General features: G+C 72.2%; 15 protein-coding genes and 2 pseudogenes. 4 read left to right on the top strand and 13 right to left on the bottom strand.

Going from position 1 to position 17,787, the window contains the following annotated elements; all coding sequences use genetic code 11:
- Position 1: 1 nt before the first annotated feature.
- Entirely contained in the window at positions 2-616 is a 615-nt protein-coding gene (locus tag ACFY0P_RS40935) for a class I SAM-dependent methyltransferase (protein ID WP_388925577.1), read from the bottom strand.
- A gap of 140 nt (positions 617-756) precedes the next feature.
- On the opposite strand from ACFY0P_RS40935, the gene ACFY0P_RS40930 reads away from it, so the two are divergent.
- Positions 757-891 carry a hypothetical protein gene (locus ACFY0P_RS40930; protein ID WP_089102986.1) on the top strand — a complete coding sequence of 45 codons (135 nt, stop codon included), beginning with the start codon at positions 757-759 and terminating at the stop codon, positions 889-891.
- 25 nt (positions 892-916) lie between these two features.
- On the opposite strand, the gene ACFY0P_RS40925 is transcribed toward ACFY0P_RS40930, so the two are convergent.
- Positions 917-1,366, bottom strand: a complete 450-nt coding sequence (locus ACFY0P_RS40925) for a GNAT family N-acetyltransferase (RefSeq protein ID WP_388925574.1) — start codon at positions 1,364-1,366, stop codon at positions 917-919.
- Between the two features lie 179 nt (positions 1,367-1,545).
- Here ACFY0P_RS40925 and ACFY0P_RS40920 point away from each other — a divergent pair.
- A pseudogene (locus ACFY0P_RS40920) lies at positions 1,546-1,740 on the top strand (lytic polysaccharide monooxygenase); the annotation flags it as partial.
- 54 nt (positions 1,741-1,794) lie between these two features.
- Positions 1,795-1,905: pseudogene (locus tag ACFY0P_RS40915) on the top strand (LAETG motif-containing sortase-dependent surface protein); the annotation flags it as partial.
- 73 nt (positions 1,906-1,978) lie between these two features.
- Here ACFY0P_RS40915 and ACFY0P_RS40910 read toward each other — a convergent pair.
- On the bottom strand, positions 1,979-2,839 hold the full coding sequence (locus ACFY0P_RS40910; RefSeq protein ID WP_388925571.1) for an esterase/lipase family protein: 861 nt from the start codon (positions 2,837-2,839) through the stop codon (positions 1,979-1,981).
- 170 nt (positions 2,840-3,009) lie between these two features.
- Positions 3,010-3,456, bottom strand: a complete 447-nt coding sequence (locus tag ACFY0P_RS40905; protein ID WP_388925568.1) for a MarR family winged helix-turn-helix transcriptional regulator — start codon at positions 3,454-3,456, stop codon at positions 3,010-3,012.
- An 85-nt stretch (positions 3,457-3,541) separates the two neighbouring features.
- On the opposite strand from ACFY0P_RS40905, the gene ACFY0P_RS40900 reads away from it, so the two are divergent.
- Positions 3,542-3,916, top strand: coding sequence for a cupin domain-containing protein (locus ACFY0P_RS40900; RefSeq protein WP_388925565.1), 375 nt, complete (start codon positions 3,542-3,544; stop codon positions 3,914-3,916).
- A gap of 62 nt (positions 3,917-3,978) precedes the next feature.
- On the opposite strand, the gene ACFY0P_RS40895 is transcribed toward ACFY0P_RS40900, so the two are convergent.
- The 9 genes from ACFY0P_RS40895 to ACFY0P_RS40855 form a co-directional block, all read right to left on the bottom strand.
- Positions 3,979-4,959, bottom strand: a complete 981-nt coding sequence (locus ACFY0P_RS40895; RefSeq protein ID WP_388925890.1) for an ImpB/MucB/SamB family protein — start codon at positions 4,957-4,959, stop codon at positions 3,979-3,981.
- Positions 4,960-4,973: 14 nt separating this feature from the next.
- Positions 4,974-8,426, bottom strand: a complete 3,453-nt coding sequence (locus ACFY0P_RS40890; RefSeq protein ID WP_388925562.1) for a DNA polymerase III subunit alpha — start codon at positions 8,424-8,426, stop codon at positions 4,974-4,976.
- Between the two features lie 626 nt (positions 8,427-9,052).
- Positions 9,053-10,039 (bottom strand): NAD-dependent epimerase/dehydratase family protein, encoded by a 987-nt coding sequence (locus tag ACFY0P_RS40885; RefSeq protein ID WP_388925559.1) that lies wholly within the window; start codon positions 10,037-10,039, stop codon positions 9,053-9,055.
- Between the two features lie 503 nt (positions 10,040-10,542).
- Positions 10,543-11,625 carry a S1 family peptidase gene (locus tag ACFY0P_RS40880; RefSeq protein WP_388925556.1) on the bottom strand — a complete coding sequence of 361 codons (1,083 nt, stop codon included), beginning with the start codon at positions 11,623-11,625 and terminating at the stop codon, positions 10,543-10,545.
- A 259-nt stretch (positions 11,626-11,884) separates the two neighbouring features.
- A complete protein-coding gene (locus ACFY0P_RS40875) occupies positions 11,885-12,712 on the bottom strand; it encodes a slipin family protein (protein WP_388925553.1) in 828 nt (275 codons plus the stop codon).
- A 123-nt stretch (positions 12,713-12,835) separates the two neighbouring features.
- Positions 12,836-13,735 (bottom strand): S1 family peptidase, encoded by a 900-nt coding sequence (locus tag ACFY0P_RS40870; protein ID WP_388925550.1) that lies wholly within the window; start codon positions 13,733-13,735, stop codon positions 12,836-12,838.
- A gap of 251 nt (positions 13,736-13,986) precedes the next feature.
- Positions 13,987-14,766, bottom strand: coding sequence for a DUF1684 domain-containing protein (locus ACFY0P_RS40865; protein ID WP_388925547.1), 780 nt, complete (start codon positions 14,764-14,766; stop codon positions 13,987-13,989).
- A gap of 64 nt (positions 14,767-14,830) precedes the next feature.
- Complete coding sequence (locus ACFY0P_RS40860; RefSeq protein WP_388925887.1) at positions 14,831-15,646, bottom strand: LLM class flavin-dependent oxidoreductase; 816 nt, start codon at positions 15,644-15,646, stop codon at positions 14,831-14,833.
- A gap of 61 nt (positions 15,647-15,707) precedes the next feature.
- Positions 15,708-17,462: an FAD/NAD(P)-binding protein gene (locus ACFY0P_RS40855; RefSeq protein WP_388925544.1), complete on the bottom strand. Its 1,755-nt coding sequence runs from the start codon at positions 17,460-17,462 to the stop codon at positions 15,708-15,710.
- Between the last annotated feature and the right edge of the window lie 325 nt (positions 17,463-17,787).

Here is a 17,787-nt window from a genome sequence, read left to right as displayed (position 1 = left end):
TTCAGACCGTCGCCACCACCGCGTACCGCTCGTCGTCCACCTCCTTCCCCCACAGCATCGCCTGCGCCGACAGCGGCTCCACGCGCACGTCCGCGGCGAGCGGCGCGAGGAGGGCGGTGAGCCGGTCGGCGGGTATGCCGACCGGGGTCACGGTCCCCCACACCCCCTCGACCAGCACGAACCGCCCTCCGGGGCGCAGCAGGCCGCGCCAGTGCCGCAGCACGCGCGCGGGGTCGGGCAGCGTCCACAGCACGTGCCGTACCAGCACGGTGTCGAAGAGCCGCTCGCCCACCGGCGGTGCCGCCGCGTCGCCGAGGAGGAACACCGCGTCACGGCCGGCCAGCTTGGCGCGGGCCCGCTCCACCATCGCCGGGGAGCTGTCGACACCGGTGACGCGATGGCCCTGCTCGGCGGCGAGGAGGGCCAGGCTGCCGGTGCCGCAGCCGAGGTCGAGGAGGTCGGCGGGGAGGGCGGGCAGCCACGCCCGGAGCCGAGCCGCCCAGGCGGCACGGACCTCGGGCGCGCCCAGCCCATGATCGGGCTGCGCGTCGAAGGTGGCGGCCTCCGCATCCCAGTCGACACGCGCCGCAACTGTCCGATCACTGTCGTTCGTCATGCCCCCAGCGTGACACCCACCACTGACACTCGATCCGTGTGACAGCGACCACTGACAGACCGGCACCGATGAGGAACTCTCGCCAAAAGCGTCTACCTCCGTGACAACACGGAACCCGGTAGGCACTGAAGGAGGCAGGCATGCGCCGCACAACCGTGCAGAAGCCCCTGAAGAGGACGGACAGCCGCCGGATCCGCGAGGAGGCCGACGAGCGCCCCGCCGGACGCCCGGAGGTGCGGAAGGACATCGCACGCACCTGGTGGCCGGACGGCTGACCGTGCCGGATCTTCCCGCGCCCCTTCAGTGCAGCCGCTTGCGGTAGTGGATGCGGTCGTACGGCCCGTCCACCCGCCGCTCGACGACTTCGTACCCGTACTTCGGGTAGATCCTCTGGTTCTCCCACATCGCCGCGTTCGTGTAGAGCCTGATCTCGGGCAGGCCGAGCGCACGCGCGCGTGCCTCGACGAACTCCAGCAGCCGCCGTCCCACCCCCGTGCCGTGCGCGTCGGGGCGGACGGCGATGCTGTCGAGGAACAGGTGGTCGTCGTGGGCCTCGATGACAACGAGCCCGGTCACCGGCTCTCCGACGACGAACACCCGGCCCGCGGCCACATTCGCCATGTGGTCCGCCTCCATGGGCTGCGGCACCACCCCGATCCGCGCGATGTAGTGGTGGTACGCCATGTCGGTCACGGCCTTCACGGCCGGAACGTCGGCGGCCCGGGCGGGCCGGATCTCGTCGTTCGTCATGGCGTGAACGCTAGCTACCTGAGCGCAGTCCGAACACTCCCTTAAGGCGACCATAAGGATCTCCGTCGCCCGCTCCCAGCAGGCGATTCCACGGTTTCTTGGGGCTAGCTTTCTGATCGCCCCCGACGGGATCCGGCGCGACCGAGCCCGCCCCGAGGACCGTTCCGAGGAGTGTCCGCATGCCCGCAGCACGCCGTCAGGTCGCCGTCGCCGTCGCGCTCGGCGTGGGTGCGGTCACGTTCGCCGCCGCGCCCGCGTCCGCGCACGGCACGATGGGCGACCCGGTCAGCCGGGTCGCCCAGTGTTACGCGGAGAACCCGGAGAGCCCCACGTCGGACGCGTGCAGGGCGGCGGTCGCGGCCGGCGGCACGGTCACGGAGGCCAACGCGCCCGAGCCCGCCGGTAGTACGCGGACCACGCTCGCCGCGACCGGCGGCGACGGCTCCACGCCGTACCTCGCGATCGGCGGGGCGGCCGCTCTGGCGCTGGGCTCCAGCGCGCTCTTCCTGTCGGTGCGGCGGCGGGCGCCGCGGCGCTGATCCCGCATGGCTCCGGGGCCTGACCGGCGGCTCAGGCCGGACAGGCCCCGGCGGCGTTCAGTTGGGCGACGGCTCAGCTGAACGCCGACGCACAGGTGGTGGCGCCGGCGTGGGCCGGGTCGAGCGCGTTGGCCACCTCGTGGAAGGCGATCCGGTCGAAGAGCCCGATCGCCACGTGCTCGGAGAGGTCGAGCGAACACAGGTCCTGGAGCAGGACGTTGTGGACGTCGGAGCCGCTCAGGTACTGGCTCTGCCAGGGCGTGGCCACCTCGTCGTACTTGGTGGCGATGACCGTGTAGTGCACTCCGGGGACGGTGTCGCCGCCCGCGTTGAGCTTGGTGAGGAAGGCGGAGCCGGGGATCTGGTCGGCGAGGCCGGGGGTGGTGGCCTTGATCAGGTCCGAGGCGCCGGGGAAGTACGGCAGCAGGTTGGTGAGGCCGCTGAGGGTGGCGCCGTGGTTGTCGGGGGCGAGGCCGACGAGGGCGTTCACCTTGGCGGAGCCGCCGAGGAACTTCAGGTAGTAGCGGGGCATCATGCCGCCCTGGGAGTGGCCGACGAGGTCGGCCTTGGCGGCGCCGGTCGCGGCGAGCACTTTGTCTACGAAGGCGGAGAGTTGTTCTGCCGACTTGTCGATGGGGCCGAGGCCGTAGAAGACGGGGACGCCGGACAGCTGGCCGTAGTCGAGGGAGAAGACGCAGTAGCCGCGGTCCTCCAGGTAGGGGGCGAGGGAGAGCCAGTTGTCGACGGAGTTGCCGAGGGTGCCGTGGACCAGGATCACGGGGCGGGGGTGGGCGGCGGAGGGGCGGCAGGAGTAGTCGTTCCAGCCGGTGGTGGGGGCACTGGAGGCGTGGGCGGTGGCGGCGGGAACGGTGGCGACGGCGGCGGCGAGGAGCAGCGCGGTCAGAGGTCTGAGCACTCGTTTCCAGGGCAGCATCGGGTGATCTCCTTGCGGCTCAAGGGAGTTGCGACGGCCTTACGCCCTGTGATCCGGATCACGAAGGATGCTGTTCACTCATCAAGTTACGGACGAGTAGTGCAAGCGTGAAGTTACGCGTCGGTAAAACTTCTGAGTAACCGGTCGCCCACCACTCGCCTGATGGGGTGTCACCAGCTGGGCCTGAGGGGACCATAGGGCGCGATACGGGTCAAACAGTCCCGCAACACGCGCACTTCCCCCTCCCCCAGCACCTCGCCCCAGCCCCGCACGACCTCCGCGGCCGCCTCCTCCGCGGCCCGCGTGCATGCCCACCCCCGCCCGGTGAGCACGATCAGCCGCGCCCGCGCGTCCTCGGGGTGCGGCCGGCGCTCGGCATACCCCCTGCGCACGATTTCATCGACAAGCTGACTCGCCGCCTGCTTGGTCACCCCGAGATGCGCGGCGAGTTCGGTGACGGTGGCCCCGCCGGGCGCGAGCCGCGCGAAGGCGAAGCCGTGGGCGGGCCTCATCCCCTCGAAGCCGCGGGCGACGACCCCTTCGTTGATGCGCCGGGTCAGCTCACCGGCTGCGGCGAGCAGGGCTGCGGACAGGGCCATGGCCTCGGAGTTCTGCACGGAGGCATTGAAACACCCTTGACGCATCGGTCAAGCCGCTTGACCATGTAGTCAAGCAGCTTGACCATCACACCGGGAGGCATCCGTGCCCGTCATCCGCTCCTCCGAGGCCACCACCCACGAGACCCACGGCGCCCGCTTCGTCTCGTACGCCACTCCCCGCACCGGCAGCAAGGAACTGTGCGCCTGGCGAGGGGAGATACCGGCCGGGACCAAGGCGCCCGCCCACACCGTCAACCGGGAGGAGATCTTCCACCTGCTCGTCGGCGAGCTCCTGATCACCGTCGACGGCCGCACCGACCGCGTCCGGGCCGGCGACACCGTCATCGTCAACCCCGGCGCCACCCTCACCGTCGAGAACCCGACCGACCACACCGCGCTCTCCTGGGTCACCACATCCATCGGCCTGGAGGCCGAACTGGCCGACGGCAGCAGGATCGTGCCGCCGTGGGCCAACTGACGTACTGACGCACCGAGGTCGACGGCCTCACCACCGCGCCGCACCCCAGTGGGCAGTCGCCCTCAGTTCGCCAGGGCGGCCGGCCGTACCGCCTCCGGTCCGAAGCGGCGGCGGGCGCGGTCTGCGGCGGCTTCGGCGGCGCGGGCACGGGCGTCGCCGGGATCCAGGGAGAGCTGCCGGTAGGCGCTGTCGGCCGGCAGCAGGTTGTCGACGCGGATCGCGAAGGCGCGGACTCGTGCGCGCTGCAGTCCGAGGGAGGCCAGCAGCCCCAGGGCTGCCGCGGCGAGGGCCGGTGAGTGGTCGGTGGGTTCCGGCAGGGCACGCGTGCGGGTGGTGGAGCTGCGGTCGGCGTACCGCACGGTGAGGGTGAGCCGGCCCGTGATCTGATGTTCGCCGCGCAGGCGCCTGCCGATCTGTTCGGTGAGCCCCAGGACTGCCCGGTGGTGTTGCGCCGGGTCGAGGCAGTCCCGTTCCAGCACGAGGTCGGCGGCCAGCTGTGCCGCCGGTTCCGAAGGGGTGACCGGGCGGGGGTCGCGGCCGCGGGCACGCTCGGCCAGCAGCCGGGCGGGACCCGCGCCGAGAAGCCGCTGCAGTGTCCCGGCGGGCAGGTCGACGACCTGGCCGATGGTGTGCAGGCCGTGCCTGCCGAGTGTCTCCGCCGTGGCCCGGCCGACCCCCGGGAGCGCGGTGACCGGTCGTGGATACAGCCACTCGGCCGCGTCGGCGGCGGGAACCCAGGTGGTCCCGCCCGGCGCGGAGGCGTCGGCCGCCATCGCCGCCAGCATGCGGTTGCCCGCGAGCCCGGCACTGCTGTCGATGCCGTAGAAGGCCTGCAACCTCATCATCGTGGTCTGGACCATGTCGTACGGGGACAGGTCGAAGTACCGGAGCGCCGACGTCAGGTCCAACTGCACGGCGTTGGGCGGGACGGCCTGGACGTGCGGCGTGATACCAGACACCAGTTCGATTACATCGGCGTACTGATCCTCGGCCATCGAGGAGTGCAGGTGAAGGTGGGCGATGTACCGCTGCCGCGTACCCATTCCGCTCATCCCGCTCATCCCGCGCTCCCAGGGCTTCGGTGGCCGAACTTCTTCAGGTCGGCCGAGCGGGTGCCGGCCGGTTGGAGGTCGGCGTACGGATGCAGCCGTGCGCCGGCGGTGCCGTCGGCCAGGGTGCGCCGCGGCTGGGCGGGGGTCGGATGCGGACGGCTCCGGCCGAGCAGGGCCAGGGCCGCCTCGGGACCGTTGTCACGGCGGGCGGCGGCGATCTCGTCCAGGTCCCAGGCCATCGTCCCGACGACGGTACGACGGGTGCCGCGCACCTGGACCGTGCCGCGGACCAGGAGCAGCCCGCTGTGGAACACGGTGTGCGCGCAGGCCGGGTGGGAGTCCTCGAAGAAGGCCAGGTCGACCAGGCCTGACCCGTCCTCCAGGGTGACGAAGATGATCCGCCTGCCGCTCGCGATCGGCGGGGTCTGGGTGGAGGCCCGCACCCCGGCCACGAGGACCTGCTGACCGGCGCGCAGGGCGGCCAGGTGGGCCGCGTCGGTCGCGCCGATCTCACGGAGCAGCCGGTGGTGGTGCTCCATCAGGTGCCGGGAGACGTCGATGCCGAGGGTGTTCAGCTCGGCGCTGAGGGCCTCCCGGCCGGTCATCTCCGGCAGGCCGCTCGGCTCCGCCCCGCCGACCGCGCCCGCGTCGATGGGCAGTTGACCTGAGCCCGCGGTCCGGTTGCGGGACTGGCGATGGAGTTCGGCGATCTGGAGCAGCAGGTCACGGCGCGTGAGGCGGCCGTCGTGCAGACAGGTGAGCGCGCCGATCTCGGCGAGGCGCTCGGCGACCGGTCTGCTGGGACGGGCCCGCTGCCAGAAGTCCGACAGCGATCCGTACGGCTGCCCCGCCTCGATCCGGGCACCCTCCTCCTCACTGATGCCGCGCACCGCCGACAGCGCCAGCCGCACACCCCACCGGTCTCCGTCGACCTTCTCCACGGTGTGCCGCACCCGGGAGCTGTTGACGTCGACGGGCAGGACGGGGACGCCGCCGCGGCGGGCGTCGGCGACCAGGACGCGCTTGGGCCACATCCCGGGGTCGTGTTCGAGGAGACCGGCCAGCAGGAACGCCGGGTAGTGCGCCTTGAGCCAGGCACTCTGCAGCGCCGGCACGGCGAAGGCGACCGCGTGCGCGCGGCAGAAGCCGTACGCCCCGAAGGCCTCGACCGTCTTCCACACCTCGTCCCGCACGGCCGCGCTGTAGCCACGCGCGCGGGCCCGCTCGTGGAACCAGTCCCTGATCCTGGGCAGTTGCTCCTTGTCGCCGAGCGCCCGCCGGGTGATCTCCCCGAAGGCCCGGTCGCAGCCGGTCAGCACCCGCAGTGTCTCGATGATCTGCTCGTGCCAGATGGTCACGCCGTAGGTGTCGGCGAGCACCGGCTCCAGGTCGGGGTGGGCGTAGGAGGGGGCGCCGCCGTGCCGGGCGGCGATGTACCGCTCGGGCATGCCACCGGCGACCGGGCCGGGACGGAAGAGGCTGATGTCGGCGATGACGTCCTGGACGTCGCGGGGCTGGAGCCGGGACAGCAGGTCCTGCTGGCCGGGCGACTCCAGCTGGAACAGGCCCAGGGTCTGACTGGCCTGGATGAGCTTGAAGGCGAAGACGTCGTCGAGCGGCACCTGCCGGGGGTTGTCCAGGTCGATGTGGTTGCCGGTGGTCCGTTCGATCTCCGCGACCGCGTGGGCCATCGCGGACTGCATCCGGACACCCAGGACGTCCAGTTTGATGTTGCCCAGCGCTTCGATCTCCTCCTTCGCGGCCATGGCCATGGGGTAGTCGCCCTGCGGGGTGGGCTGCACCGGCAGCCGGTCCAGGAGGGTGGCGTCGCTGATGACCACGCCGCAGGGGTGCATGGCCATGCCGTGGACCAGGGAGTCCAGCCCCTCGGCCAGCTCCCACAGCGGGCCGTAGCGATCCATCTCCGTCGCCAGCTGCCGCAGTTCGGGCAGTTCGGCGAGCGCACCGGTGATGTCGCAGGCGCGCAGGTGCGGGAAGCTCTTGGCGATCCGGTCGACGTCGGCGGGCGGGATGCCGAGGGCGAGGCCGGTGTCCCGCAGGGCGCGGCGGGCGCGGTAGGTCTCCGGCATGGCGGTGACCGCGACGCGTTCCTTGCCGAAGCGTTCGAAGATCGTGTCGTAGCACTCCAGGCGGCGGGCGGACTCCACGTCGATGTCGATGTCGGGCAGCGACTCCCGGCGCCTGCTGAGGAAGCGTTCGAACAGCAGGCTGTGGTCGAGCGGGTTGGCGGTGGCGATGTCCAGGGCATGGCAGACCAGCGAGCCGGCGCCGGAACCGCGGGCCGCCACCCGGATGCCCTTGGCCCGGATGTCGGCGACGACCTGTCCGACGGCGAGGAAGTACGCGTCGTAGTTCCAGTGGGAGATGACGGCGAGCTCCTCGTCCAGCCGGGCGAGCGCCTCCCGGTCACGGTCGAGGCCGCGGCGGGCCAGGCCGGCCTCGCTGCGCTGGCGGAGCAGCCGGGCCGCGCCGCCGGCTGCGGGCTCGGCGCCGAAGAGCGCCGGTTCGGGAAGGTGCGGGGTGCCGAGGCCGAGGTCGGCCTTCGGGTCGACGGTGCACGCGTCCGCGGTGGCGACGGTGTCCGCCATCAGCCGGTGGGCCCGGCGGGCGTCCGTTCCGGCGCAGTCGGTGATCATGCGGGCGACGGCCGCCATCCCCCTCTCGTCCCTGAGCCAGCGCTGTCCGCTGTCCAGGCGGCGCCGGTCGATCGGCCGCAGCAGCCGGGCGGCGTCCAGGACGTCGGCGAGGCGGTGCTGGTCGGGGTCGGCGTAGCGGACCGCGTTGGAGAGTACGGCGGTGGTGCCGGTGCGGTCGGCCAGCGCCAGGGTGCGGGCGGCCAGGCGCAGGGATCCCGGACCTGTGCCGGAACGTTTCTGCGCGACGGCTTCCAATCGAACATCCCTCCCGAAGATCTCCTGCCAGGGCGCCAGCAGCTTCACCGCGACGTCCTCCCGGCCCACCGACAGCGCCCGCACCGGCTCCGAGAGCGGCCCCAGCAGCACGGTCAGACCGGGGCCGCCGTACTCGCGCAGCGCCTCCCACGGCACCACCGGCGGCACACCGGACACGGCCCCGACATGGGCGGCCGACGTGATCCGGCACAGCCGGGCCCAGCCCGCCCGGTCCTGGGCGAGCAGCACGAACCGCAGCGGCGGCTCGATCACGTGCGCGCCGCCGCGCGCCGGGGTGCGACGGTGTTGGGCGGGCGGCGGAGGCGCGATGGCCCGCACCGCCAGATCGATGCCGAAGACCGGCTTGACCCCGTCCTTCATGCAGGCCTGCGCGAATCGAACAGCTCCGGTGACCGTGTCCCGGTCGGTGAGCGCGAGCGCGGACATGCCCCGCTCGGCCGCCCGCTGGACGAGCTGCTCGGGATGGGAGGCGCCGTAGCGGGCGGAGTAACCGGACGCGACGTGCAGATGGGCGAAGCCCGTCATGCCGCACCTCCATCACTCCACCCCTTTTCGACCATAAGCCCGATATGTTCATCGTACGCTCGTTCGATTACTCTAACCCCATCAGCCCCGGTCAGCGACCCGCATTCGAACACATCGGCGATTCTTTGGGAGGGTGAACGACATCCGGAAAGACCCCGCACCGTCAGCTCCCCGGCCGGGCGGAGCAGTTGGAGGAGAACACCCCCGCGGCACGCCTCACGCGGGGGTGATTCAGCGATTCGGGACGGGCGGCGTCCATCTCGGCACAGCCGCGACCCGTCAAGGGTCGGCGCGTGCCGACGGTGTTCGGCGGCGTAGGCGCGTGCCTCGTCGCGGACCGCATCGGTGCCCCAGCGGGCGCGGCGCAGCAAACGCCGTATCGGGCCGGGGTCCGTTCGCCGGGACCGGCCCGTGATTCGGGCCATGAGCTGGTCGGACATGGCCCGCCGGCGGGCAGGGTCCACGCTGTGGTCTGTGGCCACCGCACGATCTTCAGGAGTCCACGCAACCCCCGATGATCACGTGGTGGCCCTACCGGTTCGCGGCCGGGCCCGCCACGAGGTCGGGAAGCCGGGACGGAAGGCGCCCGTACAGGCGCCCGGGTGCGCGAGACCGGTCCAGCGCCGTCAGGCGAGGGCGTCGAGCAACTCGCGCTCGCGCCGCGCGCTGAGGCCTGCGCGCCTTTCCCGGTCCAGCCCCTGCTCGCGCTCCCAGCGCAGCGTGTCGGCCAGGGTCTCCGCCGGGGGCCGGTGACGCAGCCCCGCGGCGCGCGCCGAGGACCCGTCCCGGGCCGACCACCCTTCCCAGCCCGGCTCGACCAGCCACATCGCCAGCGATTCGGACCCCATGTACTGGGCCACGCCGTTGGCGAGCAGCCACGCCGGTTCGGCGGTGACCACCGGACCGGTGTGCCCGCCGACGGCGCGGGACAACTCGATCCACTCTTCGAACGGAACGACCGGGCCGACGGCGTCGTACGTGCCGGTGGTTCCCGTCTCCGCGGAGTCGAGCAGCCAGGAGGTGAGGTCCCGCACGTCGACCACCTGGGTGGGCATGGCCGGTGTGTCGGGGACCAGCATCGGCCCTCGCGGATCGCGTGCGGCGCGGGCGACCCAGTAGCCGGAGCGCCCGCTGTGATCACCCGGACCGCCGATGAGCCCGGCTCGCGCGATGAGGAGGCGGTCGCCCACAGCGGCCGTCGACGCCTGCTCGCAGGCGACCTTCGCCTCGCCGTACAACTCGCGGTCGACCTCGCTGCGGTCGGTCGGGGCGAGCAGGGCCGCGGACTCGTCCGCTCCCGGCGTGGCGTGGGAGGCGTAGGCGTTGCCGGACGAGACGTACACCCAGTGCCCGGCCTTGCTGCCCAGCGCGTCGAGCGCTCCACGGACGAAGCCCGGCTGCCATGACACCTCGACGACCGCGTCCCATACGCGGTCGAGCAGGGGCTCGTACGCCGACGGGGCGCGCCGGTCGGCGGCGACCAGTGTCGCTCCGTCCGCGACCTCTCCGCTCTCGCCACGCGCGAGGCAGGTCACCCGATGGCCGCGTTCGAGCGCCTGCCGCGACAGCTCCCGAGCCACCCATGCCGTTCCGCCCAGAACCAGGATCTCCATACCGACACACAAGCACCGGGTCACCGCCCGGCCGTGCGGATTCGCTGACAGCAGAGGGCCGGCCGTCAGATCGGCCTCGCCCCTCGGGCGATGACGTCGGCCCGCCGAGGCCTCCGGACACCCGATCCCGAAACCGCCCTGGACCACTACGGGCTGCCCGGCGGATCATGCCGCAGACGCGGGGTCCGATACCCCCTCCCCGTAGGGGGTGCCCCCAGCGGCTCGCAGCCGGACGCTCCCCACGACCCCGCTCACCTCGGACGGCGGCCCCGGGAGCCATCCGCCGGCGATGAACTGGACCGGGTCTTCTCCTGCCCTCGAGGAACCGGTCCTGGTCTCCGTCGACCTCACCGGGAGCTCCGCCGGCTGACGACGGCTCGCGTCAGCGAGGAAACCGTCCGGCACGCAGGCGAGTTGCCCGGCGCAGGCCGGCCCTCCCGAGCCGGTGGGACCCCCAGGTGTGAGCCTGAGGGTCCCACCGGCTCGACCGGGTGCCGGAGCCGTCAGCCGATCTGGGCCCCCGTAGCCGACAGTGCCTCCGTCACCGGCTGGAAGAACGTCTCGCCGCCGGAGGTGCAGTCGCCACTGCCGCCCGAGGTCAGGCCGATCGCGTTGCTGCCCGAGAAGAGCGAGCCGCCGCTGTCGCCGGGCTCGGCGCACACGTCGGTCTGGATGAGTCCGCTCACCGTGCCCTCGGAGTAGTTCACGGTGGCGTTGAGGCCGGTGACCGTGCCGTCGTGGACCTGGGTGGTGGAGCCGCTGCGGGTCACCTTCATGCCGACGGTGGCCTCGGCCGCGCCGGTGATCTGCTGGGCGGAGCCGTTGTAGAGGTCGACCTCGCTCGGGTGGTCCACGTCCGAGGTGTACTTGACCAGGCCGAAGTCGTTGCCGGGGAAGCTGGACTGGGCGTTCTGGCCGATCACGTTGCCGGAGGAGTCCGACCAGGTGGAGATGGCCTCGGTGCAGTGCCCGGCGGTCAGGAAGTAGGGCTCGCCGTCCTTGACCACGTTGAAGCCGAGCGAGCAGCGCCCGCCCGACCCGCTGATCGCGTCGCCGCCGGCGATGAAGGGCTTGAACTCCCCCTTCGACTGCCGGAGTTCGACCTTCTCGCCGAGCCCGTCGACGACCTTGGTGAGTTTGGCCAGCTCGGCCCCGGTGACCGTCCTGTCGGCGGTGACGACGACCTTGTTGCCGACCGGGTCGGTCGCCCACGAAGTGCCGGGGATGCTCGCGTCCTGCTTCAGGGTGGTGCGTGCGCCCTCGAGTTCGGCGAGGGAGTTGGCGACGAGTCTCGCCTTGGCCCCGGCCGCCTCGACGGCCTTGGCGGCGGTGTCGTCGAGCACATTGACGACGAGGTTCTTCGACCGGGCGTCGTAGTAGGTGCCCGCCGCGTCGGTGCCGAGGTCGGCGGCGAGCGTCGAGGCGAGCTTTCCGGCCGCCGGGGCGGACAGGATCTGCGGTACGGCGGCGGCCTTGGCGGGTTCGCTCGCGTTCGCACTCTGGAAGGTCACTCCGGCGGCGACGAGCGCGGCGACACCCGCGCCGGCGAGCGCCGCCCGGCGCCGGGGTATGCGTCGGTGCTTCAACTCATGTCCTCCTGTGGGGGGTCGGCCCGCAAGGTTGTGGGGACCTCGAGGGCCGGAAGGCTGGTTGACGGCCGCCCACTATTCCGAGCCCCACAGGGAGCACACAAGGTCGACTTCAGGTCTCGCGTGCGCGGATGTTGTGCGCCCCCCGTGTGCGCACCCTTCACAGTCGCCCGTCACCCCAGGAGGATTCGCACTGCAAACACCACGTGCGAGGAAGGTACGGCGGACAGTGACGTCCGCGCCCGGCCGGCCTCCGCTATCCCTGGCCGGAATCCGCCCCTGCCGCCCCGGCGGCACCATCGGCCCCGCCCGCAGGGGGCAGTTGCTGCTGGGCCCGCTCCAGGAATCTCAGCAGCTCCACCGGGAACGGCAGCACCAGCGTCGAGTTCTTCTCGGCGGCGACCGCCACCACCGTCTGCAGCAGCCGCAGCTGGAGCGCGGCGGGCTGCTCCGACATCTCCTTGGCGGCCTCCGCCAGCTTCTTGGAGGCCTGCAGTTCGGCGTCGGCGTTGATGACGCGGGCCCGGCGCTCCCGGTCGGCCTCGGCCTGCCGGGCCATGGACCGCTTCATGGTCTCGGGCAGCGAGACGTCCTTGATCTCGACCCGGTCGATGGTGACGCCCCACTCCACGGCCGGGCTGTCGATCATCAGCTCCAGGCCCTGGTTGAGCTTTTCCCGGTTGGACAGCAGGTCGTCCAGCTCGCTCTTGCCGATGATGGAGCGGAGTGAGGTCTGCGCCATCTGCGAGACCGCGAACCGGTAGTCCTCGACCCGGACGACCGCCTCGGCGGGCGCGGTCACCTTGAAGTAGACGACGGCGTCGACGCGTACGGTCACGTTGTCCCGGGTGATGCCCTCCTGCGCGGGCACGGGCATCGTGACGATCTGCATGTTGACCTTCTGGAGCCGGTCCACGAACGGGACGATCATGGTGAACCCGGGCTCGCGCACCTCCGGTCGCAGTCGGCCGAGGCGGAACACCACGCCCCGCTCGTACTGTCTGACGACCCGTGCCGCGGCCAGGGCGTAGACCGCTCCGACGGACACGAGAGCGGCTCCGGCCGCCACCAACGCCTCGACCATGCCGACCCCCAGGGGGTGACTCCAATGGTCCTTCGACGGTAACTCCGGCACCCCGTCAAAAGGGAGCCCCCGCACGCCGGTTGCGTACGGGGGCCCACCGGGAGAACCGGTCCGGGAGGATCGTCAGCCGACGCTCACGCCGTAGTAGCTCAGTGCCTCGGTGACCGGCTGGAAGAAGGTCGTACCGCCGGAGGTGCAGTCGCCGCTGCCGCCGGAGGTCAGACCGTAGGCGACGGAACCGCCGTAGAGCGGGCCGCCGCTGTCGCCGCCCTCGGCGCAGACCGTGGTCTGGATCAGGCCGTAGACGATGTCACCGCTGCCGTAGTTGACGGTGGCGTTGAGCGCGGTGACCCGGCCGCTGTGCGTGCCGGTGGTCGAACCGCGGCGGTACACCGTCGTTCCGACGCTGGGCGTGGCCGCGCTGGAGATGGTCTGGCTGCCGACCGCGCTCGGGTGCGCGATCGAGCTGTTGGTGTACTTCACCAGCGCGAAGTCGTTGCCGGGGAAGCTGTAGCTGACGTTCGTGCCCAGGACCGTGGTGTGGCCGGAGTTGCTGTACCAGGTCGAGGCCACCTCACCGCAGTGCCCGGCGGTCAGGAAGTAGTACGTGCTCCCGCTGTGCACGTTGAAGCCGAGCGAGCAGCGGTAGGCGCCGCCGTAGATGGCGTCGCCGCCGGTGATCAGCTTCTTGAAGGTGCCGGGGGTGTGCTTGATGGTGAGCGCGCCGGAGTTGACGCCCGCCTGCCGCTTGATCTTGGCGATCTCGGCGTTGGAGACCGTGGAGTCGACGGTGACGACGACACGGTTGGTCTTGCTGTCGACGGCCCAGGCGGTGCCGGGGACGTCCGCCTTCAGGACGGAGCTGTTCACAGCCTTCAGCTCGGTGGTGCTGAAGGTGTGGGTGTCACTCGCGCTCGCGGTGGGGACGGCGAGCGCCGCCGCGGCCAGGAAACCGGTGCCCACGGCGATCAGCCGGGTCCGTCTCGTGATACCGCTGCGGGGGGTCGTGCGCTTGATCCTCACTTTTCGTTCCCTCCCAGGGGAAGTCGGGGGCCCGCGTGGGGTCGGGGCCCGTGAGGCGCAGCCAGTGGGTGGTGCCCGGATTTCGGACACGCAATGCCCCTGACAAGCGCTGAGGGGGAGTATTCGGTTGAACGACCGGTACCCGCAAGGGTGCCTTTCGGCCGCGCGACCTTGTTCGAACCATGCCGACTTTGTGTGATCCTGTCGCGGTCCGGGCGAGTTGACGCCCTGTCGAATGTCCGTCGAATGCCTCAGGCGAGGTTCCGCTCCCCCGCCTCGACCGCGAGGTCCAGCGTGTTGCCCGGCGGCGGGAACGGGCAGATGAAGTGGTCCGCGAAGGCGCACTGCGGCAGCTGCGCCCGGTTGAAGTCGACGGTGGTGGAGCCGTCGGCGGCCGGGGCGGCCGAATAGAGGAACCTGAACCGGAAGCTGCCGGCTCCGCTGGTGGTGTCGGCGAACACCGCCCACAGCCGGCCGTCGGCCTGCTCGGCGACCTGGAGCGTCAGGTCGCGGCCGGCCACGGTGAAGCCGAGTTCCCCGGCGAGCACGAGTGCGCGCTCCACTCCGTCGGCGGTGCCGACGCGGACGGTGCGCGGGTCGTCGTCGTACGGCGTGAAGCGTCCCGGCACCGACCAGCGCGGCTCGTACGGGGTGGCGTCGATGCCCCGGAAGGCCTGGCGGGTCCCGGCGGCCGGGTCGTACTCCCGTACGCCCCATATGCCCTCGCGGACCAGGACGACCAGCCGGCGCTCGCCGAGCGTGACCCGGGCCGACGGCTCGGGGTCGGCGGCGAGCCGGACCTCACCGGCGAAGGGCTCGCCGTCCAGGGCCAGGCCGTCGGCGGCCGCCGCGGTGAGCCGGACGCCGTCCCCGTCGACGGCCCAGGTTCCGGGGACGTCCGGGAGCCGCCCGTCCGGGTGGTCCTCGATCCAGTAGCTGCCGACCAGCGCGAGCGGCCCGTACGGCGCCGACACCGACTCCTCGCGGTGTTCGTGCCAGCGCTTCCAGTCCCCGGCCGCGTCCGCGTTCATGCGATCAGCCCTTCCATGGCTTTCGTCGTCATTCATGTCATGTCTCTCATATGCGCAAGGTATTTCAAGGCGCCGCGAGTTGCCCGGCGGGCCGGGCGAGGCCCAGGTGCTCGCGCAGGGTGCTGCCCGGGTAGAAGGTGCGGAACAGACCGCGGTGCTGGAGGAGCGCCACGGTGCCGTTGACCAGCCGCTCCAGGTCGCGACGCGGTTCGGCGGGGACCAGGTGGAAGCCGTCGGTGGCACCCTCACCGTGCCAGCCGGTGACCAGCTCCGCCAGATCCACCGGACCGCCCCGGTACAGCGGCCCCTGCACGGTCTGCCGGGGCCCGCCGCCACCGTGCCCCGGCTCGGCGGCGCGCTCCCCGTCGCCCAGATCCACCACGAGACTCACCAGCACCCGCAGGGCCTCCGGCTCCCGCCCGAACTCCTTCGCCTGCTGCCGCAGTTCCTCCCGTACGGCAGCGGCCTGCGCGGAGCTCGCGGCCCGCACCAGGGCGACGTCGGCGTACCGGGCGACGGCCTGCCGGGCGGCGGGCTCGGTGGCGTCGGCCACCCGGACCGGCTGCTCCGGCGCGGGTCCGGGGGCCTCGCTCCACCGGCCGGCCCGGCCCCGGCTGACCCGGTCGAGGTGGGCGACGGCGGCCTGGGGGGCGGTCGTCACCGGCACCAGCCCGATCCGCCGGGTGGCCGGGGCCACCTGCGCCAGCACGGTGAGCGCGTCGGTCTCCGGCCACCCGACCCGGTCGTCGAGCGTCACGAAGTCCAGTCCCCCGCTCTCGGCGAGCCGCACCAGCTCGAGGTAGCGCTCCGCGTCGAACACGCCGACCTGATCCACGGCGGCGGCCAGATGCAGCAGCCCCCGGCCGTACGAGCCGGTCACCACCACGAACCTCCCTGTAGGACAGCCTGTGAGACAGCCGGACGCCGACCGTGACGTTCGCTCATGACACGACTCCCGCCAGGTCGGCCAGGAAGGCGAGGGCCGCGCGCGCCGTGGCGTCGTTCTGCCGGAACGCGGGCCCTCCGGTGCGCGGCCGGGTGAACGCACCGGGCGTACGGCCGTTCGTGAACGGCCCGAGCGCGAACCGCCGGGGATGCGGCCGCCCGCCCCCGTCGAGGATCCGCCCGTCGGCGGGGTCCACCCTGAGCAGCCCGTCGGCCGTCTCGGCGGCCTCGTCGGCGGGCAGCCCGCGCAGCAGCGGGTTCCGGGCGCGGCCCACGGTGGGTTCGGGCAGCCGCGCCTCGACCAGGGCCCGCGCCTCCACGGCGAACCCGGGCACGGTGTCGGCGGACGCCCGGAACACCCCGTCCGCCGCCGTCACCGTCATCCCGGCGCCGACGAACCGCAGCACCCCGGCCCGGGACAGCGCGAGCATCTGCCGCAGCCGGGGGCCGGGCGGCCCGGAGGCCAGGTAGCTGAAGAACCCGTGCCACCAGGACCCGATGTCGCCGAGCCGCACCAACTGCCCGTAGACGGAGAGCAGGCCGAGGAACACCGCCAGGTCGGGGCTGTACGCGGGATCGTGCCGGCGCTCCAGGTCCGCCTCGACGTAGCCGCGCAGCCCGTCCTGGAACTCCTCGTGCGACCCGTACCGCACCCCGTCCAGCGGGTGGTCCAGCGCCGCGAGGTCGAGCCGGTCGGCCGGATCCGGTACGGCGGCCGCCACCAGCGCCCGCACTTCCGCCTCGCCCTCGGCGGCGGCGTACTTCTCCTCGAAGTCCCGCCAGGCGACGGCCGTCCGCTCGGGATGGACGGTGAACAGCCGGTGGTAGTGGGCGAAGCCCAGCTCCTTCGCCACCAGCGGCCACACGTCCCGCCGGAAGTCGAAGCCCCCGGGCCGGGCGAGCAGTCCGTCGATCTCGCCGGGGCCGAGGAAGCGGGGCAGCGGCGGGCGTTCGCCGGTCCAGTCGTACCCGATCTTCGTGTGGTACGGCACGCCGCGCCGCGACCCGACGTACAGCACCGGCTCCTGCCCGGACGGCACGTAGGTGTCGCCGTCGTAGCGTCCGCCCCGCCCCTCGGTGAGCAGCACCATCAGGTCGACGAAGGCGAGCCCGAACCCCCGCACGAGCACCGGTTCGCCGGGCCGCAGTGCGGACAGGTCGCTGTCGGCGGTGAAGTCGGGCGGCAGGTGGACCAGACCGTGCGCGTCGGCGTATTCGGCCAACGCGGCCTGTTCCGGGTCGAGTTCGGCGTCCAGGTGGCCGAGGGCGAGGACGACGAGGTCGGCGAGGAGCGGGCGCGGCCGGTCCTCCAGCCAGACCTGCTGGCGGCCCTCGCGCGGCCCGCTGACCCGCAGGGCCCGGCGCGGGTGGTGGTGGACGGTGATGCCGTCCGGCAGGTCGGCGAGGGCGCGGTCGTAGACGTGGCGCAGATAGCGGCCCTGGATCTGCCGGTCGGCGAAGGTACGGCCGTCCAGGCCCGCCCACTCGTGCAGGGTGGGGCCCTCGCGCACCGGCCCGGCCATCCGCACCGACTCGTCCGTGAACATGGTGACGTCCTCGGCGTGCGAGTTCATCCACAGCAGCGGCGACTGGGCGGCCCGCCAGATGCGCCCGGCGCCCGGCGGATACGGGTCGACCAGATGGATGTCGAGGCCCGAACCGGCGTACAGCTCGGGCGCGTTGGCGGCGATCCGCTCCAGGAGTCCGGTCCCCCGCGGCCCGGCTCCCACGATCACCAGCTGGGGCCTCATCGGGCGGCCTCGGGCCCGGGTATGCAGGGGACGGAAACGGTGGCGGTTCTGGCAAGGGTCTCGGAAGACATGCGAAGGCTCCGTGGCGGATCAATCGAACACGGTGGACGCGCACACGGGGGTGCGGGTGCCTTCACACGGAACGCCGGAGTACGGCGCTCTTACGGCCGAGCCCCTCAGCAGGGCCGTCCGTCGACTCTACGGTGCCGTTTCCCCTCACTGTCAAGGGTGTCCAGAGTGTGAGCAGCGCGTCTCAGGTCAGTTGACGGAAAACCGGAGACCTGTTCCACTTGGCCCATGCATCCACAGCAGTGGCTGGTCAAGC

It is taken from the genome of Streptomyces sp. NPDC001714, assembly GCF_042892755.1.
GTDB lineage: Bacteria > Actinomycetota > Actinomycetes > Streptomycetales > Streptomycetaceae > Streptomyces.
The sequence above is the reverse complement of the archived record's forward strand: the minus strand, read 5'-3'. Positions and strand labels throughout refer to the sequence as shown.

What these genes read in the sequence shown, in the direction of transcription:
- ACFY0P_RS40935 (WP_388925577.1), bottom strand. Translation starts at nt 616, where the DNA reads ATGACGAACGACAGTGATCGGACAGTTGCGGCGCGTGTCGACTGGGAT.
- ACFY0P_RS40930 (WP_089102986.1), top strand. Translation starts at nt 757, where the DNA reads ATGCGCCGCACAACCGTGCAGAAGCCCCTGAAGAGGACGGACAGCCGC.
- ACFY0P_RS40925 (WP_388925574.1), bottom strand. Translation starts at nt 1,366, where the DNA reads ATGACGAACGACGAGATCCGGCCCGCCCGGGCCGCCGACGTTCCGGCC.
- ACFY0P_RS40910 (WP_388925571.1), bottom strand. Translation starts at nt 2,839, where the DNA reads ATGCTGCCCTGGAAACGAGTGCTCAGACCTCTGACCGCGCTGCTCCTC.
- ACFY0P_RS40895 (WP_388925890.1), bottom strand. Translation starts at nt 4,959, where the DNA reads ATGGGTACGCGGCAGCGGTACATCGCCCACCTTCACCTGCACTCCTCG.
- ACFY0P_RS40890 (WP_388925562.1), bottom strand. Translation starts at nt 8,426, where the DNA reads ATGACGGGCTTCGCCCATCTGCACGTCGCGTCCGGTTACTCCGCCCGC.
- ACFY0P_RS40885 (WP_388925559.1), bottom strand. Translation starts at nt 10,039, where the DNA reads ATGGAGATCCTGGTTCTGGGCGGAACGGCATGGGTGGCTCGGGAGCTG.
- ACFY0P_RS40875 (WP_388925553.1), bottom strand. Translation starts at nt 12,712, where the DNA reads ATGGTCGAGGCGTTGGTGGCGGCCGGAGCCGCTCTCGTGTCCGTCGGA.
- ACFY0P_RS40865 (WP_388925547.1), bottom strand. Translation starts at nt 14,766, where the DNA reads ATGAACGCGGACGCGGCCGGGGACTGGAAGCGCTGGCACGAACACCGC.
- ACFY0P_RS40855 (WP_388925544.1), bottom strand. Translation starts at nt 17,462, where the DNA reads ATGAGGCCCCAGCTGGTGATCGTGGGAGCCGGGCCGCGGGGGACCGGA.